Genomic DNA, 18,921 nt, shown 5'->3' with positions numbered 1-18,921 from the left:
TCTCACGCCTGTATCAGTTGATTTAAACGGCAACCGCCGACTCTTCGAGGAAGTCCTGAGCGAAGCGCTGCAACACGCCGCCGGCCTCGTAGATCGACACTTCTTCAGCGGTATCCAGACGACAGGTCACCGGCACGTCGAGGCGCTCGCCGTTGTTGCGATGGATCACCAGCGTCAGGTCGGCGCGCGGTGTACGGGCGCCAATCACGTCGTAGGTTTCGCTGCCGTCGATGCCCAGCGTCTTGCGGTCGGTGCCCGGCTTGAACTCCAGCGGCAACACGCCCATACCCACCAGGTTGGTGCGGTGAATGCGCTCGAAACCTTCGGCGGCAATCGCCTCGACACCGGCCAGGCGCACGCCCTTGGCCGCCCAGTCACGGGACGAGCCCTGACCGTAGTCGGCGCCAGCAATGATGATCAGCGGCTGCTTGCGCTCCATGTAGGTTTCAATGGCCTCCCACATGCGCATGACCTTGCCTTCCGGCTCCACACGAGCGAGCGAACCCTGTTTGACCTTGCCGTTTTCCATAACCATTTCATTGAACAGTTTCGGGTTGGCGAAGGTTGCGCGCTGCGCGGTCAGGTGGTCACCGCGGTGCGTTGCATACGAGTTGAAGTCCTCTTCCGGCAGGCCCATTTTTGCCAGGTATTCACCGGCGGCGCTGTCGAGCATGATCGCGTTCGAGGGCGACAGGTGATCGGTGGTGATGTTGTCCGGGAGCACCGCCAGCGGGCGCATGCCCTTGAGTGGTCGAGCGCCAGCCAGCGCGCCTTCCCAGTACGGCGGACGGCGGATGTAGGTGCTCATTTCGCGCCAGTCGTACAGCGGCGTGACTTTCGGGCCGGTGTCTTCGTGGATGGCGAACATCGGAATGTAGACCTGACGGAACTGCTCAGGCTTGACCGACGACTTGACCACCGCGTCGATCTCTTCGTCGCTCGGCCAGATGTCTTTCAAGCGGATTTGCTTGCCATCGACCACGCCCAGCACATCCTTCTCGATGTCGAAACGGATGGTGCCGGCGATGGCGTACGCGACCACCAGCGGCGGCGACGCAAGGAACGCCTGCTTGGCGTAAGGGTGGATGCGGCCGTCGAAGTTGCGGTTGCCCGAGAGCACGGCGGTGGCATACAGATCGCGGTCGATGATCTCTTGCTGGATCACCGGATCGAGTGCACCGGACATGCCGTTGCAGGTGGTGCAGGCGAACGCGACGACACCGAAACCAAGTTGCTCCAGCTCCGTGGTCAGCCCGGCCTCATCGAGGTACAGCGCGACGGTTTTCGAACCCGGCGCCAGCGAGGATTTGACCCACGGTTTGCGCGTCAGCCCGAGCTTGTTGGCATTGCGCGCCAGCAGGCCGGCAGCGATCACGTTGCGCGGGTTGCTGGTGTTGGTGCAACTGGTGATGGCGGCGATGATCACGGCGCCGTCGGGCATTTGCCCCGGCACATCATCCCATTGCCCGGAAATGCCCTTGGCCGCCAGATCCGCCACTGCCACGCGAGCGTGCGGGTTGCTCGGGCCGGCCATGTTGCGCACCACCGACGACAGGTCGAAGCTCAGGCCGCGCTCGTATTGCGCGCCTTTCAGGCTGTCGGCCCACAGGCCGTTGAGCCTGGCGTACTGCTCGACGAGCTGCACTTGCTGGTCTTCACGGCCAGTGAGTTTCAGGTAGTCGATGGTTTGCTGATCAATGTAGAACATCGCCGCCGTGGCGCCGTACTCCGGGGCCATGTTGGAGATGGTCGCGCGGTCGCCCAGGGTCAGCGCGGCAGCCCCCTCGCCGAAGAACTCCAGCCACGCGCCGACGACTTTCTGCTTGCGCAGGTATTCGGTCAGCGCCAGCACCATGTCGGTGGCGGTGATGCCCGGTTGCAGCTTGCCGGTCAATTCGACGCCGACGCTTTCCGGCAGGCGCATCCATGAGGCGCGACCGAGCATCACGCTCTCGGCTTCGAGGCCGCCGACGCCGATGGCGATCACGCCCAGCGCATCGACGTGCGGGGTGTGGCTGTCGGTGCCGACGCAGGTGTCAGGGAACGCCACGCCGTCGCGCACCTGGATCACCGGGGACATTTTTTCCAGATTGATCTGGTGCATGATGCCGTTGCCCGGCGGGATCACGTCGACGTTCTTGAAGGCCTTCCTGGTCCAGTTGATGAAGTGGAAACGGTCTTCGTTGCGACGGTCTTCGATGGCACGGTTCTTCTCGAACGCCTGCTTGTCGAAACCGCCCGCTTCCACTGCCAGCGAATGGTCGACGATCAGTTGCGTCGGCACCACCGGGTTGACCTGTGCCGGGTCGCCGCCCTGCAGGGCAATTGCGTCACGCAGGCCGGCGAGGTCGACCAGTGCGGTCTGGCCGAGAATGTCGTGGCACACCACGCGCGCCGGGAACCATGGGAAGTCGAGGTCGCGTTTGCGCTCGATCAGTTGTTTCAGCGAATCGGTGAGCGTGGCCGGGTCGCAGCGACGCACGAGGTTTTCCGCCAGCACGCGGGAGGTGTACGGCAGGGTGTCGTAACTGCCGGGCTGAATCGCCTCGACCGCCGCACGGACATCGAAGTAATCCAGGGAGCTGCCGGGCAGGTTTTTGCGGAATTCTGTGTTCATCGGGTCAGGACTCGGGTCACGGTAGTTTCAAAGGGTGGGCACGACACCGGCACTGAATCCAACTCGGTCAACGGTGGGAGGGGGCTTGCTCCCGAATGCGGAGTGTCATTCAACGGATTTGTCGACTGATACACCGCATTCGCGAGCAAGCCCGCTCCCACATTGGCTCCGGTTTATCCCGTTACCTGTGTGGCAGCTTCACCATTCAGCGACGTTCGATTGGCACGAACTTGCGCTGTTCGACGCCGACGTATTCGGCGCTGGGGCGGATGATGCGGTTGTTGGCACGCTGTTCGAACACATGCGCGGCCCAGCCGGTCAGGCGCGAGCAGACAAAGATCGGCGTGAACAGCTTGGTCGGGATGCCCATGAAGTGGTACGCCGAGGCATGGTAGAAATCGGCGTTGGGGAACAGTTTCTTTTGCTCCCACATGGTCTTGTCGATGGCTTCGGAAACTGCGAACAGCACCTTGTCACCCACTTCGTCGGCGAGTTTTTTCGACCAGCCCTTGATCACCTCGTTGCGCGGATCACTGTCTTTATAGATCGCGTGACCGAAGCCCATGATCTTGTCCTTGCGCTCGAGCATGCCGAGGGTGCCCTTGATCGCTTCTTCGGGCGATGAGAAGCGCTCGATCATTTCCATCGCCGCTTCGTTGGCACCGCCGTGCAGCGGACCACGCAGCGAACCAATGGCCGCGGTGACGCAGGAATACAGGTCGGACAGGGTCGAAGCGCACACCCGAGCGGTGAAGGTCGAGGCGTTGAATTCGTGCTCGGCATAGAGGATCAGCGACACGTTCATCACTTTGACGTGCAGCTCGCTCGGCTTCTTGTCGTGCAGCAGGTGCAGGAAATGGCCGCCGATGGACTGCTCGTCGGTCACGCAGTTGATGCGCTTGCCGTCATGGCTGAAGCGATACCAGTAGCACATGATCGCCGGGAACGCGGCCAGCAGGCGGTCGGTCTTGTCGCGTTGCTCGGAGAAGTCTTTCTCCGGCTCGATGTTGCCCAGAAACGAGCAACCGGTGCGCATCACGTCCATCGGGTGAGCGTCGGCGGGGATGCGTTCGAGCACTTCTTTCAGCGCTTGCGGCAAGTCGCGCAGCTTGCCCAGTTTTTGCTGGTAGGCGTCGAGTTGCGCCTGGGTGGGCAGCTCGCCGTACAGCAGCAGGTAGGCCACTTCTTCGAACTGCGCGTCCGCCGCCAGTTCACGCACGTCGTAGCCGCGATAGGTCAGCCCGGCGCCGGCCTGGCCCACGGTGGACAGTGCGGTTTGCCCGGCAACCTGGCCCCGGAGTCCGGCGCCACTGAGTACTTTTGCTTCGGCCATTGTGTTCTCCAATCTTTTTGAATTTGTATGGGGAAACGTGTGGGAGCGAGCCTGCTCGCGAAGGTGGCTGGAACACCTCGGCGCATCAGGAACATCGCGTTATCGTTAACGCCCATCGCGAGCAGGCTCGCTCCCACAGAATTTTATTCAGCCTTTCTTTTGTGCAAACAACGCGTCGAGCTTCTGCTCGAAAGTGTGATAGTCGATGCGATCGTAAAGCTCCATGCGCGTCTGCATGGTGTCGATGACATTCTGCTGCGTGCCATCGCGGCGGATCGCGGTGTAGACGTTTTCCGCCGCCTTGTTCATCGCGCGGAATGCCGACAGCGGGTATAGCACCAGCGACACATCCGCTCCAGCAAGCTGCTCGGTGGTGTACAACGGCGTCGAGCCGAACTCGGTGATGTTGGCGAGGATCGGCGCCTTCACGCGGTTGGCGAACAGCTTGTACATCTCAAGCTCGGTGATGGCTTCCGGGAAGATCATGTCAGCGCCGGCCTCGATGCACGCGGCGGCGCGATCCAGTGCCGATTCCAGACCTTCAACGGCCAGCGCGTCGGTGCGCGCCATGATCACGAAGCTGTCGTCGGTGCGGGCGTCAACGGCGGCCTTGATGCGGTCGACCATTTCCTGCTGGCTGACGATCTCTTTATTCGGACGGTGGCCGCAACGCTTGGCGCCGACCTGGTCTTCGATGTGAATCGCCGCCGCGCCGAACTTGATCATCGACTTCACGGTGCGCGCGACGTTGAACGCCGACGAACCGAAACCGGTATCCACGTCCACCAACAGCGGCAGATCGCAGACGTCGGTGATGCGGCGCACGTCGGTCAGCACGTCATCCAGGCCGGTGATGCCCAGGTCCGGCACGCCGAGGGAGCCTGCGGCCACCCCGCCACCGGACAGGTAGATCGCCTTGAAACCGGCGCGCTTGGCCAGCAGCGCGTGGTTGGCGTTGATCGCGCCGACCACCTGCAATGGGTGCTCGCTGGCGACCGCATCGCGGAAACGCTGGCCTGGAGTGTTCTGCTTGGAACTCATGACTCACCTCGTTCAGTGGCTGTCTTATTGTCGGCGCCGTCCTGGTAATGACGGGCGATGTTGCGTTTCGAGGCGCCGATGTGGCGGCGCATCAACAATTCCGCGAGTTCACCGTCACGGTCGGCGATGGCATCGAGAATCCGGTGGTGTTCGGCGAAGGCCTGGCGCGGCCGGTTGGGCGTGGTGGAAAACTGGATGCGGTACATGCGCACCAGTTGGTACAGCTCGCCGCAGAGCATCTGCGTCAGCGTGCGGTTGCCGCTGCCCTGGATGATCCGGTAATGAAAGTCGAAATCGCCTTCCTGCTGGTAATAGCCGACGCCGGCCTGAAACGCGGCATCGCGCTCGTGGGTCTCCAGCACCCGGCGCAGTTCGTCGATTTCTTCGACACTCATGCGTTCGGCCGCCAGACGGCAGGCCATGCCTTCGAGGGATTCGCGGATTTCGTAGAGTTCGAGCAATTCGGCGTGGCTGAGCGACACCACCCGTGCGCCGACATGCGGTACCCGCACCAGCAGGCGCTGGCCTTCGAGCCGATGAATGGCCTCGCGCAGTGGCCCGCGGCTGATGCCGTAGGTGCGCGCCAATTCAGGCTCGGAGATCTTGCTGCCCGGGGCGATCTCGCCTTTGACGATGGCCGCCTGGATGCGTCGGAAGACGTTTTCCGAGAGCGTCTCGGAGTCGTCGCCACTGATGACCGGGGGATCGAGTTGATCCAGCATATTGTCGACACCTTAAAATCCAATGCGGCAAAAACTAGCCAATTCACCCGAATCAGTCAAAGGATAAATACACATTGTCGACAATCGTCTAATAACCGTCAGTAATCTTCCAATCTGGGAGCGAGCCTGCTCGCGAAAGCGTAGTGTCAGTCGAGATCGGTTCCAGGATGCCCGACCGCCTTCGCGGGCGGGCTAGCTCCCACTGGGAATCCTCAAGGGGTATAGACCTGTGCAGGCGCTGGCGCCATAAAACCACCGTGCTAGAATGCCGCCCGCATTTGCTGGCCATTTGCACGGCTTGTCATAAAAAGCTGATAGGCACACGAAGGCGCTTGCGCAAGTTTTGCCAGGAACCTGAACCGAGAACGGAACGCTGCGCACCAGGATTTATGAGACTCAAGCCCTTCCCCACATTTTTTGCACTGTTTTGCCTGCCCGGCCTGGCTGCCGCGGGGGAAAAAACCGTGTACGGCCTCAACGAATATGCATCGCTTGATGGCATCAATCTGCAAGTGGCGGCCAAACTCGACACCGGCGCCAAAACCGCTTCGCTGAGCGCCCGCGACATCAAACGCTTCAAACGCAATGGCGAGTCCTGGGTGCGCTTCTATCTGGCAATTGACGCCGCGCACTCGCACCCGATCGAACGACCGCTGGCCCGGGTCAGCAAGATCAAGCGCCGCGCCGGCGACTACGACCCGGAAGAAGGCAAAAAGTACACAGCCCGCCCGGTGATCGAGCTGGACATCTGCATGGGGACGGCGCTGCGCAGCATCGAAGTGAACCTGACCGACCGTAGTGCGTTCCAATACCCGCTTTTGATCGGCTCCGAAGCCCTGAAACGCTTCGACGCGCTGGTCGACCCCAGTCTTAAATACGCTGCCGGCAAACCCGCCTGCACCATCGCCGCTCATACCGCCGAGTAATTTCCATGCGTTCTCTAACCTTCCACCTGAAAATCCTGATCACCATTCTGGTGCTCTTGGGCGTTTCGGTTACGGCCTATCAGATTTTCGTGCTCGGCATCCCGGTGACCGAAGACGCCACCGACGACCTGTGGAATATCGACGCCAAGGTCGAGTTCGTCGCCAGCACCAAGGATCCGGTGAAGATCCAGATGTTCGTGCCGCCGCTGAGCCGCGATTACGTCAGCCTCAATGAGAGCTTCATCTCCAATAACTACGGCGTGGCGGTCAATCGTGTCGACGGCAACCGCAAGGTCACCTGGTCGGCACGCCGGGCCAAGGGCAACCAGACTCTTTATTACCGTTTGGTGCTGACCAAGCGTTACACCGCCGAAAAAACCAAGATCAAAGGCCCGACCTTCCGCGACAGCATTGCCATCGAAGGCCCGGAAAAAATCGCCGCCGAAGCCCTGCTCGCACCGATCCGCCAGCACTCGGCCGACGTCGAAACCTTCATTGGCGAGGCGATCAAACGCGTCAACAACGCCAACGATGACAACGTCAAACTGCTGCTGGCCGGCGACCCGTCGACGCCGCACAAGGCGAAGATCGTCGAACTGCTGCTGTCGATTGCCCACGTACCGGTGGAAAAAGTCCACACCATCCGCCTCGTCGCCGATCAACCGCAAACCCCGGAACTGTGGCTGCGCAGCTTCAACGGCAACGACTGGCTGTACTTCAACCCGGAAACCGGTGAACAAGGCCTACCGACCGACCGCCTGCTGTGGTGGACCGGCGATGAAAACCTGATCACCGTCGACGGCGCGAAGAAAGCCAACGTGACCTTCAGCCTGAACAACAGCGAGATGAACGCGATTCGTCTGGCCAAGCTGACCGACGAAAACACCGACGCCAACTTCCTCGAATACTCGCTGTACGGCCTGCCGCTGCAGACCCAGCAGACGTTCATGATCATGGTGATGATCCCGATCGGCGTGCTGGTGATCCTGATCCTGCGCAACCTCATCGGCCTGCAGACCCTCGGCACGTTCACCCCGGTACTGATCGCTTTGGCCTTCCGCGAAACACAACTGGGCTTCGGCATCCTGCTGTTTACCGTGATCACGGCGCTGGGGTTGTCGCTGCGCTCGTACCTGGAACACTTGAAGCTGCAGATGCTGCCGCGATTGTCGGTGGTGTTGACCTTCGTGGTGGTGCTGATTGCGGCGATCAGCCTGTTCAGCCACAAACTCGGCCTGGAGCGCGGCTTGTCGGTGGCGCTGTTCCCGATGGTGATTCTGACCATGACCATCGAACGCCTGTCGATCACCTGGGAAGAACGCGGTGCCAGCCATGCGCTGAAAGTGGCGATCGGCACGCTGTTCGCCGCCTCGCTGGCGCACCTGATCATGACCGTGCCGGAGCTGGTGTACTTCGTGTTCACCTTCCCGGCGATCCTGCTGATTCTGGTGGGCTTCATGCTGGCGATGGGTCGCTATCGCGGCTACCGCCTGACCGAACTGGTGCGTTTCAAGGCTTTCCTGAAGAAGGCTGACGCCTGATGTTCGGTTTCTGGAAGACCTGGAAGGCCCTGGAGGCCCGGGGCATCATGGGCATCAATCGGCGTAACGCCGACTACGTGCTCAAGTACAACAAGCGCAGCCTGTACCCGATCGTCGATGACAAGATCATCACCAAGGAACGCGCGATCGCCGCCGGCATCCATGTGCCGGAGCTGTATGGCGTGATCTCCACCGAGAAGGAAATCGACAAGCTCGACGAGATCATCGGCGGGCGCAACGACTTCGTGATCAAACCGGCTCAGGGCGCCGGCGGTGACGGCATCATCGTGATCGCCGACCGCTTCGAGGGCCGCTATCGCACGGTGTCGGGCAAGATCCTCGCCCACGAGGAGCTGGAGCACCATATTTCCAGCATCCTCACCGGCCTGTATTCGCTGGGCGGCCATCGCGACCGCGCGCTGATCGAATACCGGGTAACCCCGGACCAGATTTTCAAGAGCATCAGCTACGAAGGCGTGCCGGACATCCGCATCATCGTGCTGATGGGCTACCCGGTGATGGCCATGCTGCGGTTGCCGACCCGCCAGTCCGGCGGCAAGGCCAACCTGCACCAGGGCGCCATCGGCGTCGGTGTCGACCTGGCCACCGGCCTGACACTGCGCGGCACCTGGCTGAACAACATCATCAACAAACACCCCGACACCACCAACGCGGTGGACGGTGTGCAACTGCCCTACTGGGACGGTTTCATGAAACTCGCCGCTGGCTGTTACGAGCTGTGCGGGCTGGGTTATATCGGTGTGGACATGGTGCTGGACCAGGAGAAAGGCCCGCTGATTCTGGAGCTGAATGCGCGGCCGGGGCTGAATATCCAGATTGCCAACGATTGCGGGCTGACCCAGCGTACGCATGCGGTCGAGGCGCATCTGGAGGATCTGAAAGCACGCGGGGTGACGGAGTCGGTCGAGGAACGGGTGGCGTTTACTCAGGAAATGTTTGGGCATATTCCAGCGGTCGAGGGCTGATCCAGCATCGAGGCGCGGCCTTCGCGAGCAAGCCCGCTCCCACTGAGATCTGATCAACACTGAAGATCCAATGTGGGAGCGGGCTTGCTCGCGAAGACGGACTCCCCGCACCCAATCCGCTCATCGCCGACATCCCCTCTAGGAGCAACTCCCGCAGAGGACTACAATCCCCACCCCGCCTCAATGGCCGATCTGCCCCGCCCATGTTGACCTGTTCCGTACACCCGCTGCCCTACCGCACCAATCCCGCCGACTACTTCGCGGCCATCCGTCATGCGCCCGGCGCCGTGCTGCTCGACAGCGGCCGACCGAGTGCCGACCGTGGCCGTTACGACCTGCTCAGCGCCTGGCCGCTGGAACAACTGGCGGTGTTGCCGAACGAAAGCGGCAGCCTGTTCCTGCAACGCCTGCGCGATAACCTGACCCGCCTGGGCGAAGCGCAGCTGCCGGCAGACTATCAGTTGCCCTTCGCCGGCGGCCTGATCGGCTATCTGAGCTACGATTTCGGCCGGCATCTGGAAAACCTGCCGAGCCAGGCCCGGGACGACCTGCAACTGCCCGACGCGCGTTTCGGTCTGTACGACTGGGCGCTGATCAGCGATCACCAGACAGCCACCAGCCAACTGGTGTTTCACCCGTCGCTGGCCGACAGTGAGCAACAGCGGCTGATCGCGCTGTTCACTCAGCCAGCTTCGGCGACACTGACGCCGTTCACACTGAACACGCCGATGACCGCCGACCTGTCAGCCGATGACTATCGCCAGGCACTGGAGCGCATTCATCAATACATCCAGGCCGGTGATTGCTATCAGGTCAACTTCGCCCAGCGCTTCCGCGCGCCGTGTCAGGGCGATCCGTGGCTGGCCTATTGCGCGTTGCGCGAGGCCTGCCCGACGCCGTTTTCCGGCTTCCAGAGCCTGCCCGACGGCGGCGCAGTGTTGAGTCTGTCGCCGGAACGTTTCGTCAAAGTCAGCCAAAGGCAGGTGGAAACCCGCCCGATCAAAGGCACCCGCCCCCGTGGCCTGACGCCTGCCGAAGACGCGGCCAACGCCGCCGAACTGCTGGCCAGCCCCAAGGATCGCGCAGAAAACCTGATGATCGTCGACCTGCTGCGCAACGACCTCGGCCGCACCTGCCGCATCGGCTCGGTGCGGGTGCCGGAGTTGTTCAGTCTGGAAAGCTATCCCAACGTGCATCACCTGGTCAGCAGCGTGACCGGGGAACTGGCGGATGACCGCGACGCACTGGACCTGATTGCCGGCAGCTTCCCCGGCGGTTCGATCACCGGCGCACCGAAGATTCGTGCGATGCAGATCATCGACGAACTGGAGCCAACGCGGCGGGGCTTGTATTGCGGCTCGCTGCTGTATCTGGACGTGCGCGGCGAGATGGACAGTTCCATCGCCATTCGCAGCCTGCTGGTCAAGGATGGGCAGGTGTGTTGCTGGGGCGGTGGCGGGATTGTTGCCGATTCGGACTGGCAGGCGGAGTATCAGGAGTCGATTACTAAAGTGAAGGTTCTACTCGACACCTTGCAGAACCTCTAAAAGCTTAAAAGCTTCGTCGGAACGCCCGCCCGGAGCAAGCCCGCTCCCACCCTGGAATGCATTCCAAATGTGGGAGCGGTCTTGCTCGCGAAGGCGTCAGACCCGACGACTAAAGACTCAAATCCCGGTTCGAGGCCTTCAAGAATTCCTGCTTCAACTCGGCAAACGTATGCACCGCCGGGAACTGCGGGAACTCGCGAATCACGTTCTCCGGCGCATGGAACAGAATCCCCGCATCCGCCTCGCCCAACATGCTCGTATCGTTATACGAATCCCCCGCCGCAATCACCCGGTAGTACAGGCTCTTGAACGCCAGGACCGACTGACGCTTGGGATCTTTCTGACGCAATTGATAGCTGGTCACCCGGCCGCTGTCGTCAGTGATCAGACGGTGGCAAAGCAAGGTCGGGAAGCCCAGTTGCCGCATCAGCGGCTGAGAGAACTCGTAGAAGGTGTCCGAGAGGATTACCACCTGGAAGCGCTCACGCAGCCAGTCGACGAACTCCACTGCACCGTCCAGCGGTTTGAGCGTGGCGATCACTTCCTGAATATCCGAGAGCTTCAGGCCGTGCTCGTCGAGGATGCGCAGGCGCTGCTTCATCAGTACGTCGTAATCGGGAATGTCCCGGGTGGTGGCCTTGAGGGATTCGATTCCGGTTTTTTCGGCGAAAGCGATCCAGATTTCCGGTACCAGTACCCCTTCAAGATCCAGGCAAGCAATTTCCACAAGACACTCCATTTGCATTGATTATTGGGTCCAGCCAGCCCGAACTCTAGCGACTCCCCTGCCACGGCGCAATGCAGCGGGCACCCCGTACCCCGCCACTTTTTGCTAACATCGCCGCCATATAGAGCGCCCAGCGCCACCGACCTGTAGGAAGCCGCCCTGATGAGCCCAACGTTCGATGTCGTGGAACTCGCCACGACCTATGCCAACAAATCCGCCCAGGACATCCTGAAACTCGCGTTTGCCGAGTTCGGCGATGAACTGTGGATATCTTTCAGTGGCGCCGAGGATGTGGTGCTGGTGGACATGGCCTGGAAGCTGAACAAGAACGTCAAGGTGTTCAGCCTCGACACCGGCCGGCTGCACCCGGAGACCTATCGCTTCATCGATCAGGTGCGCGAGCATTACAAGATCGAGATCGAACTGGTGTCGCCGGACTACACGAAGCTGGAACCGTTCGTGAAGGAAAAAGGCCTGTTCAGCTTCTACAAGGACGGCCATGGCGAATGCTGCGGCATCCGCAAGATCGAACCGCTGCGCCGCAAGCTCTCCGGCGTCAAAGCCTGGGCCACCGGCCAGCGCCGCGACCAGAGCCCCGGCACCCGCAGCGCCGTGGCGGTGATGGAAATCGATACCGCGTTCTCCACCCCGGAACGCACCCTGTACAAGTTCAACCCGCTGGCGCAGATGACCAGCGAAGAGATCTGGGGCTACATCCGCATGCTCGAACTGCCGTACAACAGCCTGCATGAACGCGGTTTCATCAGCATCGGCTGCGAACCCTGCACCCGCCCGGTCCTGCCGAACCAGCACGAACGCGAAGGTCGCTGGTGGTGGGAAGAAGCAACGCAGAAAGAATGCGGGCTGCATGCGGGGAATATCATCAGCAAGGCGTAAGTCTCTGCCCGAATGATGTCCCCCTGTGGGAGCGGGCTTGCTCGCGAAGGCGTCGTTTCAGTCAACAAATCCAGTGACTGACAGACCGCATTCGCGAGCAAGCCCGCTCCCACATTCGTTTTGTGGTGCCATGAAAAATGTGTACACACGAATGTCACCATCGGTGCCATTTATGTGTGCACTTTTGGTTTTCACGCCCTGAAAAGTTACATCCCTTCTGCACGTCCCTGCGTTTTGCCACCTGCGCAAAATCCCCTGTCAAAAATAAATACCTGTTCAATCGGTCAATTTATAACCAATTATTTTCAAATACTTAGCGCTCATCGATAACTTTTCGAAATGAGGACGGCTACGCATAGATCGTCACCTGGCACAGATCTGGCTTAAGTGCATACATGTTTTGTATACAAAACTGCAAAACATAAACTCACACTTTCGATCCGCAAGCCTGAAGCGCCCTATCCCGTACAGGCTGCAGATGCCCCGTAACCAGTGATGTTTGCTGGCCGCGACGAAGATTTGTCGAGCCTTCGGCTCATGCACAGTCATCGCGGCCCGCTCATCAGGAGCCTGCCGGAATGCGTACAAGTCTCTCCAACAATATCGCGCTGAATCTGCCCGCCTCTGCCCTCGACCAGCCATCGTCCCACGATGGCCTGGCTGAACCGTTACAACTCAGCCCCCGTCTGCACAACAGCGACCTGGCACCGACCCGGGCCGAAGGTCGGCGCTGGGGCAAATACAGCATCTTCGCCCTGTGGACCAACGATGTGCACAACATCGCCAACTACTCGTTCGCCATCGGCTTGTATGCATTGGGCCTGGGGGGCTGGCAGATTCTGCTGTCATTGGGGATCGGCGCGGCGCTGGTGTACTTCTTCATGAACCTGTCCGGCTACATGGGACAGAAAACCGGGGTGCCGTTTCCAGTGATCAGCCGGATCAGTTTCGGCATCCACGGCGCGCAGATTCCGGCGTTGATCCGGGCGGTAATCGCCATCGCCTGGTTCGGGATTCAGACGTACCTGGCGTCGGTAGTGTTTCGCGTGCTGTTGACGGCAATTCACCCCGGCTTCGCCGATTACGACCACAATTCAATCCTTGGCCTGTCGACCTTGGGCTGGGTATGTTTCGTGGTGATCTGGTTCGTGCAACTGGCAATCCTCGCCTACGGCATGGAGATGGTCCGCCGTTACGAAGCCTTTGCCGGACCAGTGATTCTGCTGACTGTCGCCGCCCTCGCCGCCTGGATGTACACCCAGGCCAACGGCACCATTGCCTGGTCGATCCGCGAACCGCTGAGCGGCGGCGAGATGTGGCGCAACATCTTTGCCGGCGGCGCCCTGTGGCTGGCGATCTACGGCACGCTGATCCTGAACTTCTGCGACTTCGCCCGCTCTTCGCCATGCCGCAAGACCATCAGGATCGGCAATTTCTGGGGCTTGCCGGTGAACATTCTGGTGTTCGCCACCATCACCGTCCTGCTGTGCGGCGCGCAATTTCAGATCAACGGGCGGATCATCGAAAGCCCGACCGAAATCATCGCTTCGATCCCCAACACGCTCTTCCTGGTGCTCGGTTGCCTGGCGTTCCTGATCGTCACCGTGGCGGTGAACATCATGGCCAACTTCGTCGCTCCGGCCTTCGTGCTCAGCAACCTGGCGCCGAAGTACCTGACCTTCCGCCGCGCCGGGCTGATCAGCGCGACCATCGCGGTGCTGATCCTGCCGTGGAACCTCTATAACAGCCCGCTGGTGATCGTGTACTTCCTGTCCGGTCTCGGCGCCCTGCTCGGCCCGTTGTACGGGGTGATCATGGTCGACTACTGGCTGATCCGCAAAGGCCGGATCCACGTCCCGCAGCTCTACAGCGAAGATCCCAACGGCGCTTATTACTACAGCCGCGGGGTGAATTTCCGCGCGGTGGCGGCGTTCATTCCCGCTGCGTTGATCGCCATCGTCCTGGCGCTGGTGCCGGGTTTCCACAGCATCTCGCCGTTCTCCTGGCTGGTGGGTGCCGGCATCGCCGCCATGCTTTACCTGATCATCGCCAAGCGTCAGCCGCACTACGCCGACGTCAGCGGCGAATCCATTGCCGTCGACAACGTCAGCCATTAACTCCCTCGCGGCCCGGGCTTCGGGCCGCTGAACTGCCCGCAATAAGGACTTCTCATGCGAATTCTCGTGGTCAACGTCAACACCACCGAATCCATCACCCAGGCCATCGCCCGCTCGGCGCAGGCGGTCGCAGCCCCCGGTACGGAAATCGTCGGCCTGACGCCGTTCTTCGGCGCCGACTCGGTGGAAGGCAATTTCGAAAGTTACCTGGCGGCCATCGCCGTGATGGACCGGGTGATGTCTTACGATCAACCGTTCGACGCGGTGATTCAGGCCGGCTACGGCGAGCACGGCCGCGAAGGATTGCAGGAGCTGCTCAACGTGCCGGTGGTGGACATCACCGACGCCGCCGCCAGCACCGCGATGTTTCTCGGCCACGCCTATTCGGTGGTGACCACGCTGGATCGCACCGTGCCGCTGATCGAGGACCGTTTGAAACTCTCGGGCCTGTGGGATCGCTGCGCCTCGGTGCGGGCCAGCGGTCTGGCGGTGCTGGAGCTGGAACACGAGCCGCAACGGGCGCTGGAAGCCATCGTGCAGCAGGCGGAACTGGCGGTAACCCAGGACAAGGCCGAGGTGATTTGTCTCGGTTGCGGCGGCATGGCCGGACTGGATGAACAGATTCGTCGGCGTACCGGAGTACCGGTGATCGACGGCGTGACGGCGGCGGTGACCATCGCCGAATCGCTGGTGCGCCTGGGGTTGTCGACGTCCAAGGTGCGGACGTATGCGACGCCACGGCCGAAACAGATCATTGGCTGGGCGGAGCGGTTTGCCCGCTAGACCACGTTATCGTGCTTCGCGAACAGGCTTGCCCCTACAATTTGGAATGCGTTCCCCTGTAGGAGTGAGCCTGCTCGCGATGGCCGCAACTCGGTCAAAAGCCGAACTCAGATAGCACTGAACCGCTGCGCCAACCCGCGCTCGGCAAACTGCTCGATCACAAAGTCGACAAACGCCCGGGTCTTGCCCGGCAGCAACTTATGCTCGGCGTAGTAGATCGAGGTGTAGCCGTCGTCGATGTACCAGTCCGGCAGCACCCGCTGCAGCCGACCCGACTCCAGATACCCCGAGGCAAACGGCATGCTCACCAGGGCAACGCCCAGGCCTTGGCTCGCCGCGATACAAGCCGCTTCGGAGTCGCTCATGGTCATGCGCGCCTTGATCGTCAATGGGCGACAGATCTGTGGATCACGGCCGGTCAACTGCCAGGAACGCACGCGCCCGGTTTGCGGCGAGCGGATCAGAATGCCGTCGTGATACTTGAGTTCGTCCGGTTCAGTAATGGACGGATTGGCCTGCAGATAATCCGTGGACGCCACCAACACCCGATGCGCCGGACTCAGCCTGCGGGCGACGACGCCTTGGGGTAACTCGAAACCGCCGCCGATGGCCGCGTCGAACCCCTGCCCGATCAGATCGACCTGGCGGTTATCGAAGTGCCAATCCGGGCTGATTGCCGGGTATCGCCGCAAAAACTCGCCGAGCATCGGCACGATATGCAGGCAGCCGAAAGCCGTGCCCATGCTGACTTTCAGCGACCCCGCCGGAAGCCCTTCGACACTGGCCAGGTTGGCCACGGCATTCTGGATGGTCGTCAGGCTGGCGCTGACCTGACTCAAGAACAACTGACCGGCCTCGGTCAGCGCCAGGCTGCGTGTACTACGCTGGAACAGCCTTACACCGAGGCGCACCTCGAGCTTTGCCACACTCTTGCCGACAGCTGCCGGAGTCAGGCTCAAGCGCCGGGCGGCCTCGGCAAAACTGCCGACTTCGGCACTTCGCACAAAGCATTCGATGCTGCTGAACGTTTCCATGATCGCCACTATAAACTTCTGGTTTACACAGACTATAGCAATCATGGTCTACACGGTTGTCGATGCGCGGCCGATACTCGGCTCCAACAACAAGGCACCCTGCCTTGAATTTTCTGGAGATCGAACATGACCACTCAACACCTCAGCGGTAAAGTTGCTCTGATTCAAGGCGGTTCCCGCGGCATCGGCGCCGCCATCGTCAAGCGTCTGGCTGCCGAAGGCGCCGCTGTCGCGTTCACCTACGTCAGCTCCACCGCCAAGGCCGAAGAACTGCAGAACAGCATCACCGCCAAGGGTGGCAAAGCCTTGGCGATCAAGGCCGACAGCGCTGATGAAACAGCCATCCGCAACGCGGTCAGCGCCACTGTCGAAGCCTTTGGCCGCCTCGATATTCTGGTGAACAACGCCGGCGTACTGGCCATCGCGCCACTGGAAGATTTCAAACTGGAAGACTTCGACCAGACCCTGGCCATCAACGTGCGCAGTGTGTTCATTGCTTCTCAGGAAGCCGCCAGACACATGGGCGAAGGCTCGCGCATCGTCAACATCGGCAGCACCAATGCCGACCGCATGCCCTTCGGCGGCGGCGGTGTGTATGCGATGAGCAAATCGGCGCTGGTCGGCCTGACCAAAGGTCTGGCGCGCGATCTCGGCCCGCGCGGCATCACCATCAACAACGTGCAGCCCGGCCCGGTAGACACCGACATGAACCCGGCCCATGGTGATTTTGCCGAAAGCCTGATCCCGCTGATGGCGGTCGGTCGTTATGGCACTGCCGATGAAATCGCCGGTTTCGTCGCTTACCTGGTAGGCCCTGAAGCCGGCTACATCACCGGTGCCAGCCTGACCATCGACGGTGGTTTTGGCGCCTGATTACGCTGAATCCCGGGTACAAAAAAACGCCGCCTCTTTGCAGAGGGTGGCGTTTTTTTATGCGTGCTTATCGGCTGATCAAGCCCACTCCAGCGCCGGCAAGCCACAGGCACTCGGGGCGAACGCTTTGAGCGAGCGCAAAATCCCGTCGGCATGGGCGTATTTCTCATCGGCCATGGCCGCATCGGGAATCGCGATGGCTGTCATCCCCGCCGCCTTGGCTGCGGTGACGCCAAATGGCGAATCCTCGAACACCAGACAATCTTCGGGCGCGACGCCCAGACGCCGAGCGGCGGTCAGGAAGATATCCGGCGCCGGCTTGGCGGCACCGACTTCCGGATCGTCCGCAGTGACGATGAAATCGAACAGCGCAAACCAGTCGCGGTGCAACGTGGTTTTCTGGCCAAACGACTGTCGCGATGAACTGGTGCCCACGGCGATCGGAATGTTGTGCGCCTTGAGGTGACGAATCAGTTCCTCCGCACCCGGCATCGCCTGCGCCTTGGGGAAACGCTCGCGCATCAACGGCTCGCGGATCACCAGAAACTCTTCGGCGCTGATCGGCAGATCCAGTGCCTGCACCACGTAGTTCGCCAGATCGTTGGCCCCACGACCGATGATGTTCTGTTTAACGCTCCAATCGAAAGTCCGCCCGTAACGCTCGGCAATGAGCGACGTGACTTCGGTGTAGATGCCTTCGGTGTCCAGCAACAAACCGTCCATGTCGAAAATCACGGCCTTGATCGGGCCAAACGCCTTCATCGGTGCATTCATCATCGGATCCGTTATCAAAAACATCCCAGGCGGCATCGTCGGCGCCGCTGCTCGGACCTGATTAATGGGTTCAGCAGCATAGCGAGGCCAACGGACATTCAGCAACGGGCAATGTCGGCGGGCCGTTGAATGGCTCGCTGATATTTAACGAATGCCCTACAGCTAACGCCTACTTGCCCGACTTCTTTCCTGTTTGATCCCCCGCAAAGTCCGCGCACCTCTTTCACGTGCGCGAGTGCCTGCGAATGTTCCAAACCGATCGGCTTCTCGCCCTGAACAACAGCATCGGCCCGAGCGGCATTCTGCAAGTCAGCGACTGCGACCGGGGCCAGCGTTATCGCATCACCTTCTTTCCCGATGTTTCCACCGCGCAGGTCAAAGCGCTTTACGCCTCTTACGAAGGGATTCTGGGCGGGCTGGAGGGCAGGCTTCGCGACGAGTGGGCGGGGTTTCAGCCTTTGTGGACGGAATTTTCCAGCGCCGGTTTCGGTGATCGTTACCGCCAGTTGCAACAGGCCGACTGGCGCGGGCTCGAGAAGGCCCTGCACGACATCTGGGATGACATTAAACAGCTGTTTGCGCTACTCGCCGACCTGCAGGCCAACAGTGAAAAACTGCTGCAGCATGCGAGCGCGTTGAAGCCACTGCTGGTCAATGCCCGCGACGTGCCATTGAAGCCGACGCCGGCGATCCCGCTGAACATTCGTCAGGCTGACTCGCAGGTGTTGACCGTGCCGAACCCCGCGCCCATGGCACGGGACAAATCGCGGAACACAACCCGGATGGAGCGTCACGAACCTCGCGACGACGCTTCGAATCAAGCGAAAAACCCCAACGGCGACAGCGCCGATTGCGCCCTGCTGACGTGCACCAACGGCTGTCCGGTGTCGATGGTCACCGGCGAAGAACTGCTGACCCTCACCGATGGCACGCTGGATGGGCGCCTGCCGTTCGAGTTCACCCGGTTGTATCGCACCAGCGCCGTCGAGATCGACGTCGGACT

At 61.1% G+C, this 18,921-nt stretch carries 16 protein-coding genes; 9 read left to right on the top strand and 7 right to left on the bottom strand.

The genetic code is table 11. The annotated features are described in order from the left end of the window. Nucleotides 1-22: 22 nt before the first annotated feature. The 4 genes from acnD to U862_RS0110225 form a co-directional block, all read right to left on the bottom strand. Nucleotides 23-2,617, bottom strand: a complete 2,595-nt coding sequence (acnD, locus tag U862_RS0110240) for a Fe/S-dependent 2-methylisocitrate dehydratase AcnD (RefSeq protein ID WP_025110320.1) — start codon at nucleotides 2,615-2,617, stop codon at nucleotides 23-25. Between the two features lie 205 nt (nucleotides 2,618-2,822). Further along, nucleotides 2,823-3,950: a 2-methylcitrate synthase gene (gene prpC / locus U862_RS0110235; RefSeq protein WP_025110319.1), complete on the bottom strand. Its 1,128-nt coding sequence runs from the start codon at nucleotides 3,948-3,950 to the stop codon at nucleotides 2,823-2,825. Nucleotides 3,951-4,097: 147 nt separating this feature from the next. Beyond that, nucleotides 4,098-4,991 (bottom strand): methylisocitrate lyase, encoded by an 894-nt coding sequence (prpB, locus tag U862_RS0110230; protein ID WP_007960897.1) that lies wholly within the window; start codon nucleotides 4,989-4,991, stop codon nucleotides 4,098-4,100. After that, entirely contained in the window at nucleotides 4,988-5,710 is a 723-nt protein-coding gene (locus U862_RS0110225) for a GntR family transcriptional regulator (protein ID WP_169432611.1), read from the bottom strand. The genes prpB and U862_RS0110225 overlap by 4 nt, the downstream gene beginning before the upstream one ends. 392 nt (nucleotides 5,711-6,102) lie before the next feature. On the opposite strand from U862_RS0110225, the gene U862_RS0110220 reads away from it, so the two are divergent. The 4 genes from U862_RS0110220 to pabB all read left to right on the top strand — a co-directional run bounded on the left by U862_RS0110220 (nucleotide 6,103) and on the right by pabB (nucleotide 10,713). Next, a complete protein-coding gene (locus tag U862_RS0110220; protein ID WP_025110318.1) occupies nucleotides 6,103-6,639 on the top strand; it encodes an ATP-dependent zinc protease in 537 nt (178 codons plus the stop codon). Nucleotides 6,640-6,644: 5 nt separating this feature from the next. Further along, on the top strand, nucleotides 6,645-8,180 hold the full coding sequence (locus U862_RS0110215) for an inactive transglutaminase family protein (RefSeq protein ID WP_025110317.1): 1,536 nt from the start codon (nucleotides 6,645-6,647) through the stop codon (nucleotides 8,178-8,180). Continuing rightward, complete coding sequence (locus tag U862_RS0110210; RefSeq protein WP_025110316.1) at nucleotides 8,180-9,166, top strand: alpha-L-glutamate ligase-like protein; 987 nt, start codon at nucleotides 8,180-8,182, stop codon at nucleotides 9,164-9,166. The genes U862_RS0110215 and U862_RS0110210 overlap by 1 nt, the downstream gene beginning before the upstream one ends. Before the next feature lie 203 nt (nucleotides 9,167-9,369). Further along, the gene (gene pabB / locus U862_RS0110205) at nucleotides 9,370-10,713 is read left to right on the top strand and encodes an aminodeoxychorismate synthase component I (protein WP_025110315.1); all 1,344 of its coding nucleotides are present in this window, start codon (nucleotides 9,370-9,372) and stop codon (nucleotides 10,711-10,713) included. 109 nt (nucleotides 10,714-10,822) lie between these two features. Here the strand turns inward: pabB and thrH are convergent, their stop codons facing one another. Beyond that, the gene (gene thrH, locus U862_RS0110200) at nucleotides 10,823-11,440 is read right to left on the bottom strand and encodes a bifunctional phosphoserine phosphatase/homoserine phosphotransferase ThrH (RefSeq protein ID WP_025110314.1); all 618 of its coding nucleotides are present in this window, start codon (nucleotides 11,438-11,440) and stop codon (nucleotides 10,823-10,825) included. A gap of 162 nt (nucleotides 11,441-11,602) precedes the next feature. On the opposite strand from thrH, the gene U862_RS0110195 reads away from it, so the two are divergent. The 3 genes from U862_RS0110195 (at nucleotide 11,603) to U862_RS0110185 (ending at nucleotide 15,237) form a co-directional block, all read left to right on the top strand. Then, a complete protein-coding gene (locus U862_RS0110195) occupies nucleotides 11,603-12,337 on the top strand; it encodes a phosphoadenylyl-sulfate reductase (RefSeq protein WP_025110313.1) in 735 nt (244 codons plus the stop codon). Nucleotides 12,338-12,915: 578 nt separating this feature from the next. Further along, nucleotides 12,916-14,454 (top strand): NCS1 family nucleobase:cation symporter-1, encoded by a 1,539-nt coding sequence (locus tag U862_RS0110190; protein ID WP_025110312.1) that lies wholly within the window; start codon nucleotides 12,916-12,918, stop codon nucleotides 14,452-14,454. A 54-nt stretch (nucleotides 14,455-14,508) separates the two neighbouring features. Next, nucleotides 14,509-15,237, top strand: coding sequence for an aspartate/glutamate racemase family protein (locus tag U862_RS0110185; protein WP_025110311.1), 729 nt, complete (start codon nucleotides 14,509-14,511; stop codon nucleotides 15,235-15,237). A gap of 107 nt (nucleotides 15,238-15,344) precedes the next feature. Here U862_RS0110185 and U862_RS0110180 read toward each other — a convergent pair whose 3' ends face one another. Then, nucleotides 15,345-16,271, bottom strand: coding sequence for a LysR family transcriptional regulator (locus U862_RS0110180; RefSeq protein WP_025110310.1), 927 nt, complete (start codon nucleotides 16,269-16,271; stop codon nucleotides 15,345-15,347). A gap of 126 nt (nucleotides 16,272-16,397) precedes the next feature. Between U862_RS0110180 and U862_RS0110175 the strand changes: the two genes are divergently transcribed. Next, a complete protein-coding gene (locus U862_RS0110175) occupies nucleotides 16,398-17,144 on the top strand; it encodes a 3-oxoacyl-ACP reductase family protein (RefSeq protein WP_025110309.1) in 747 nt (248 codons plus the stop codon). Between the two features lie 78 nt (nucleotides 17,145-17,222). Here U862_RS0110175 and U862_RS0110170 read toward each other — a convergent pair whose 3' ends face one another. Further along, nucleotides 17,223-17,918: an HAD-IA family hydrolase gene (locus tag U862_RS0110170; RefSeq protein WP_025110308.1), complete on the bottom strand. Its 696-nt coding sequence runs from the start codon at nucleotides 17,916-17,918 to the stop codon at nucleotides 17,223-17,225. A 245-nt stretch (nucleotides 17,919-18,163) separates the two neighbouring features. Here U862_RS0110170 and U862_RS29165 point away from each other — a divergent pair. Further along, nucleotides 18,164-18,921, top strand: a 758-nt coding sequence (locus U862_RS29165; RefSeq protein WP_256214654.1) for a DUF6531 domain-containing protein, incomplete at its 3' end; no start/stop codon positions are given.

The organism is Pseudomonas sp. H1h (assembly GCF_000633255.1).
Classification (GTDB): Bacteria; Pseudomonadota; Gammaproteobacteria; order Pseudomonadales; family Pseudomonadaceae; genus Aquipseudomonas.
This window is presented reverse-complemented; position numbering and strand designations above follow the sequence as displayed.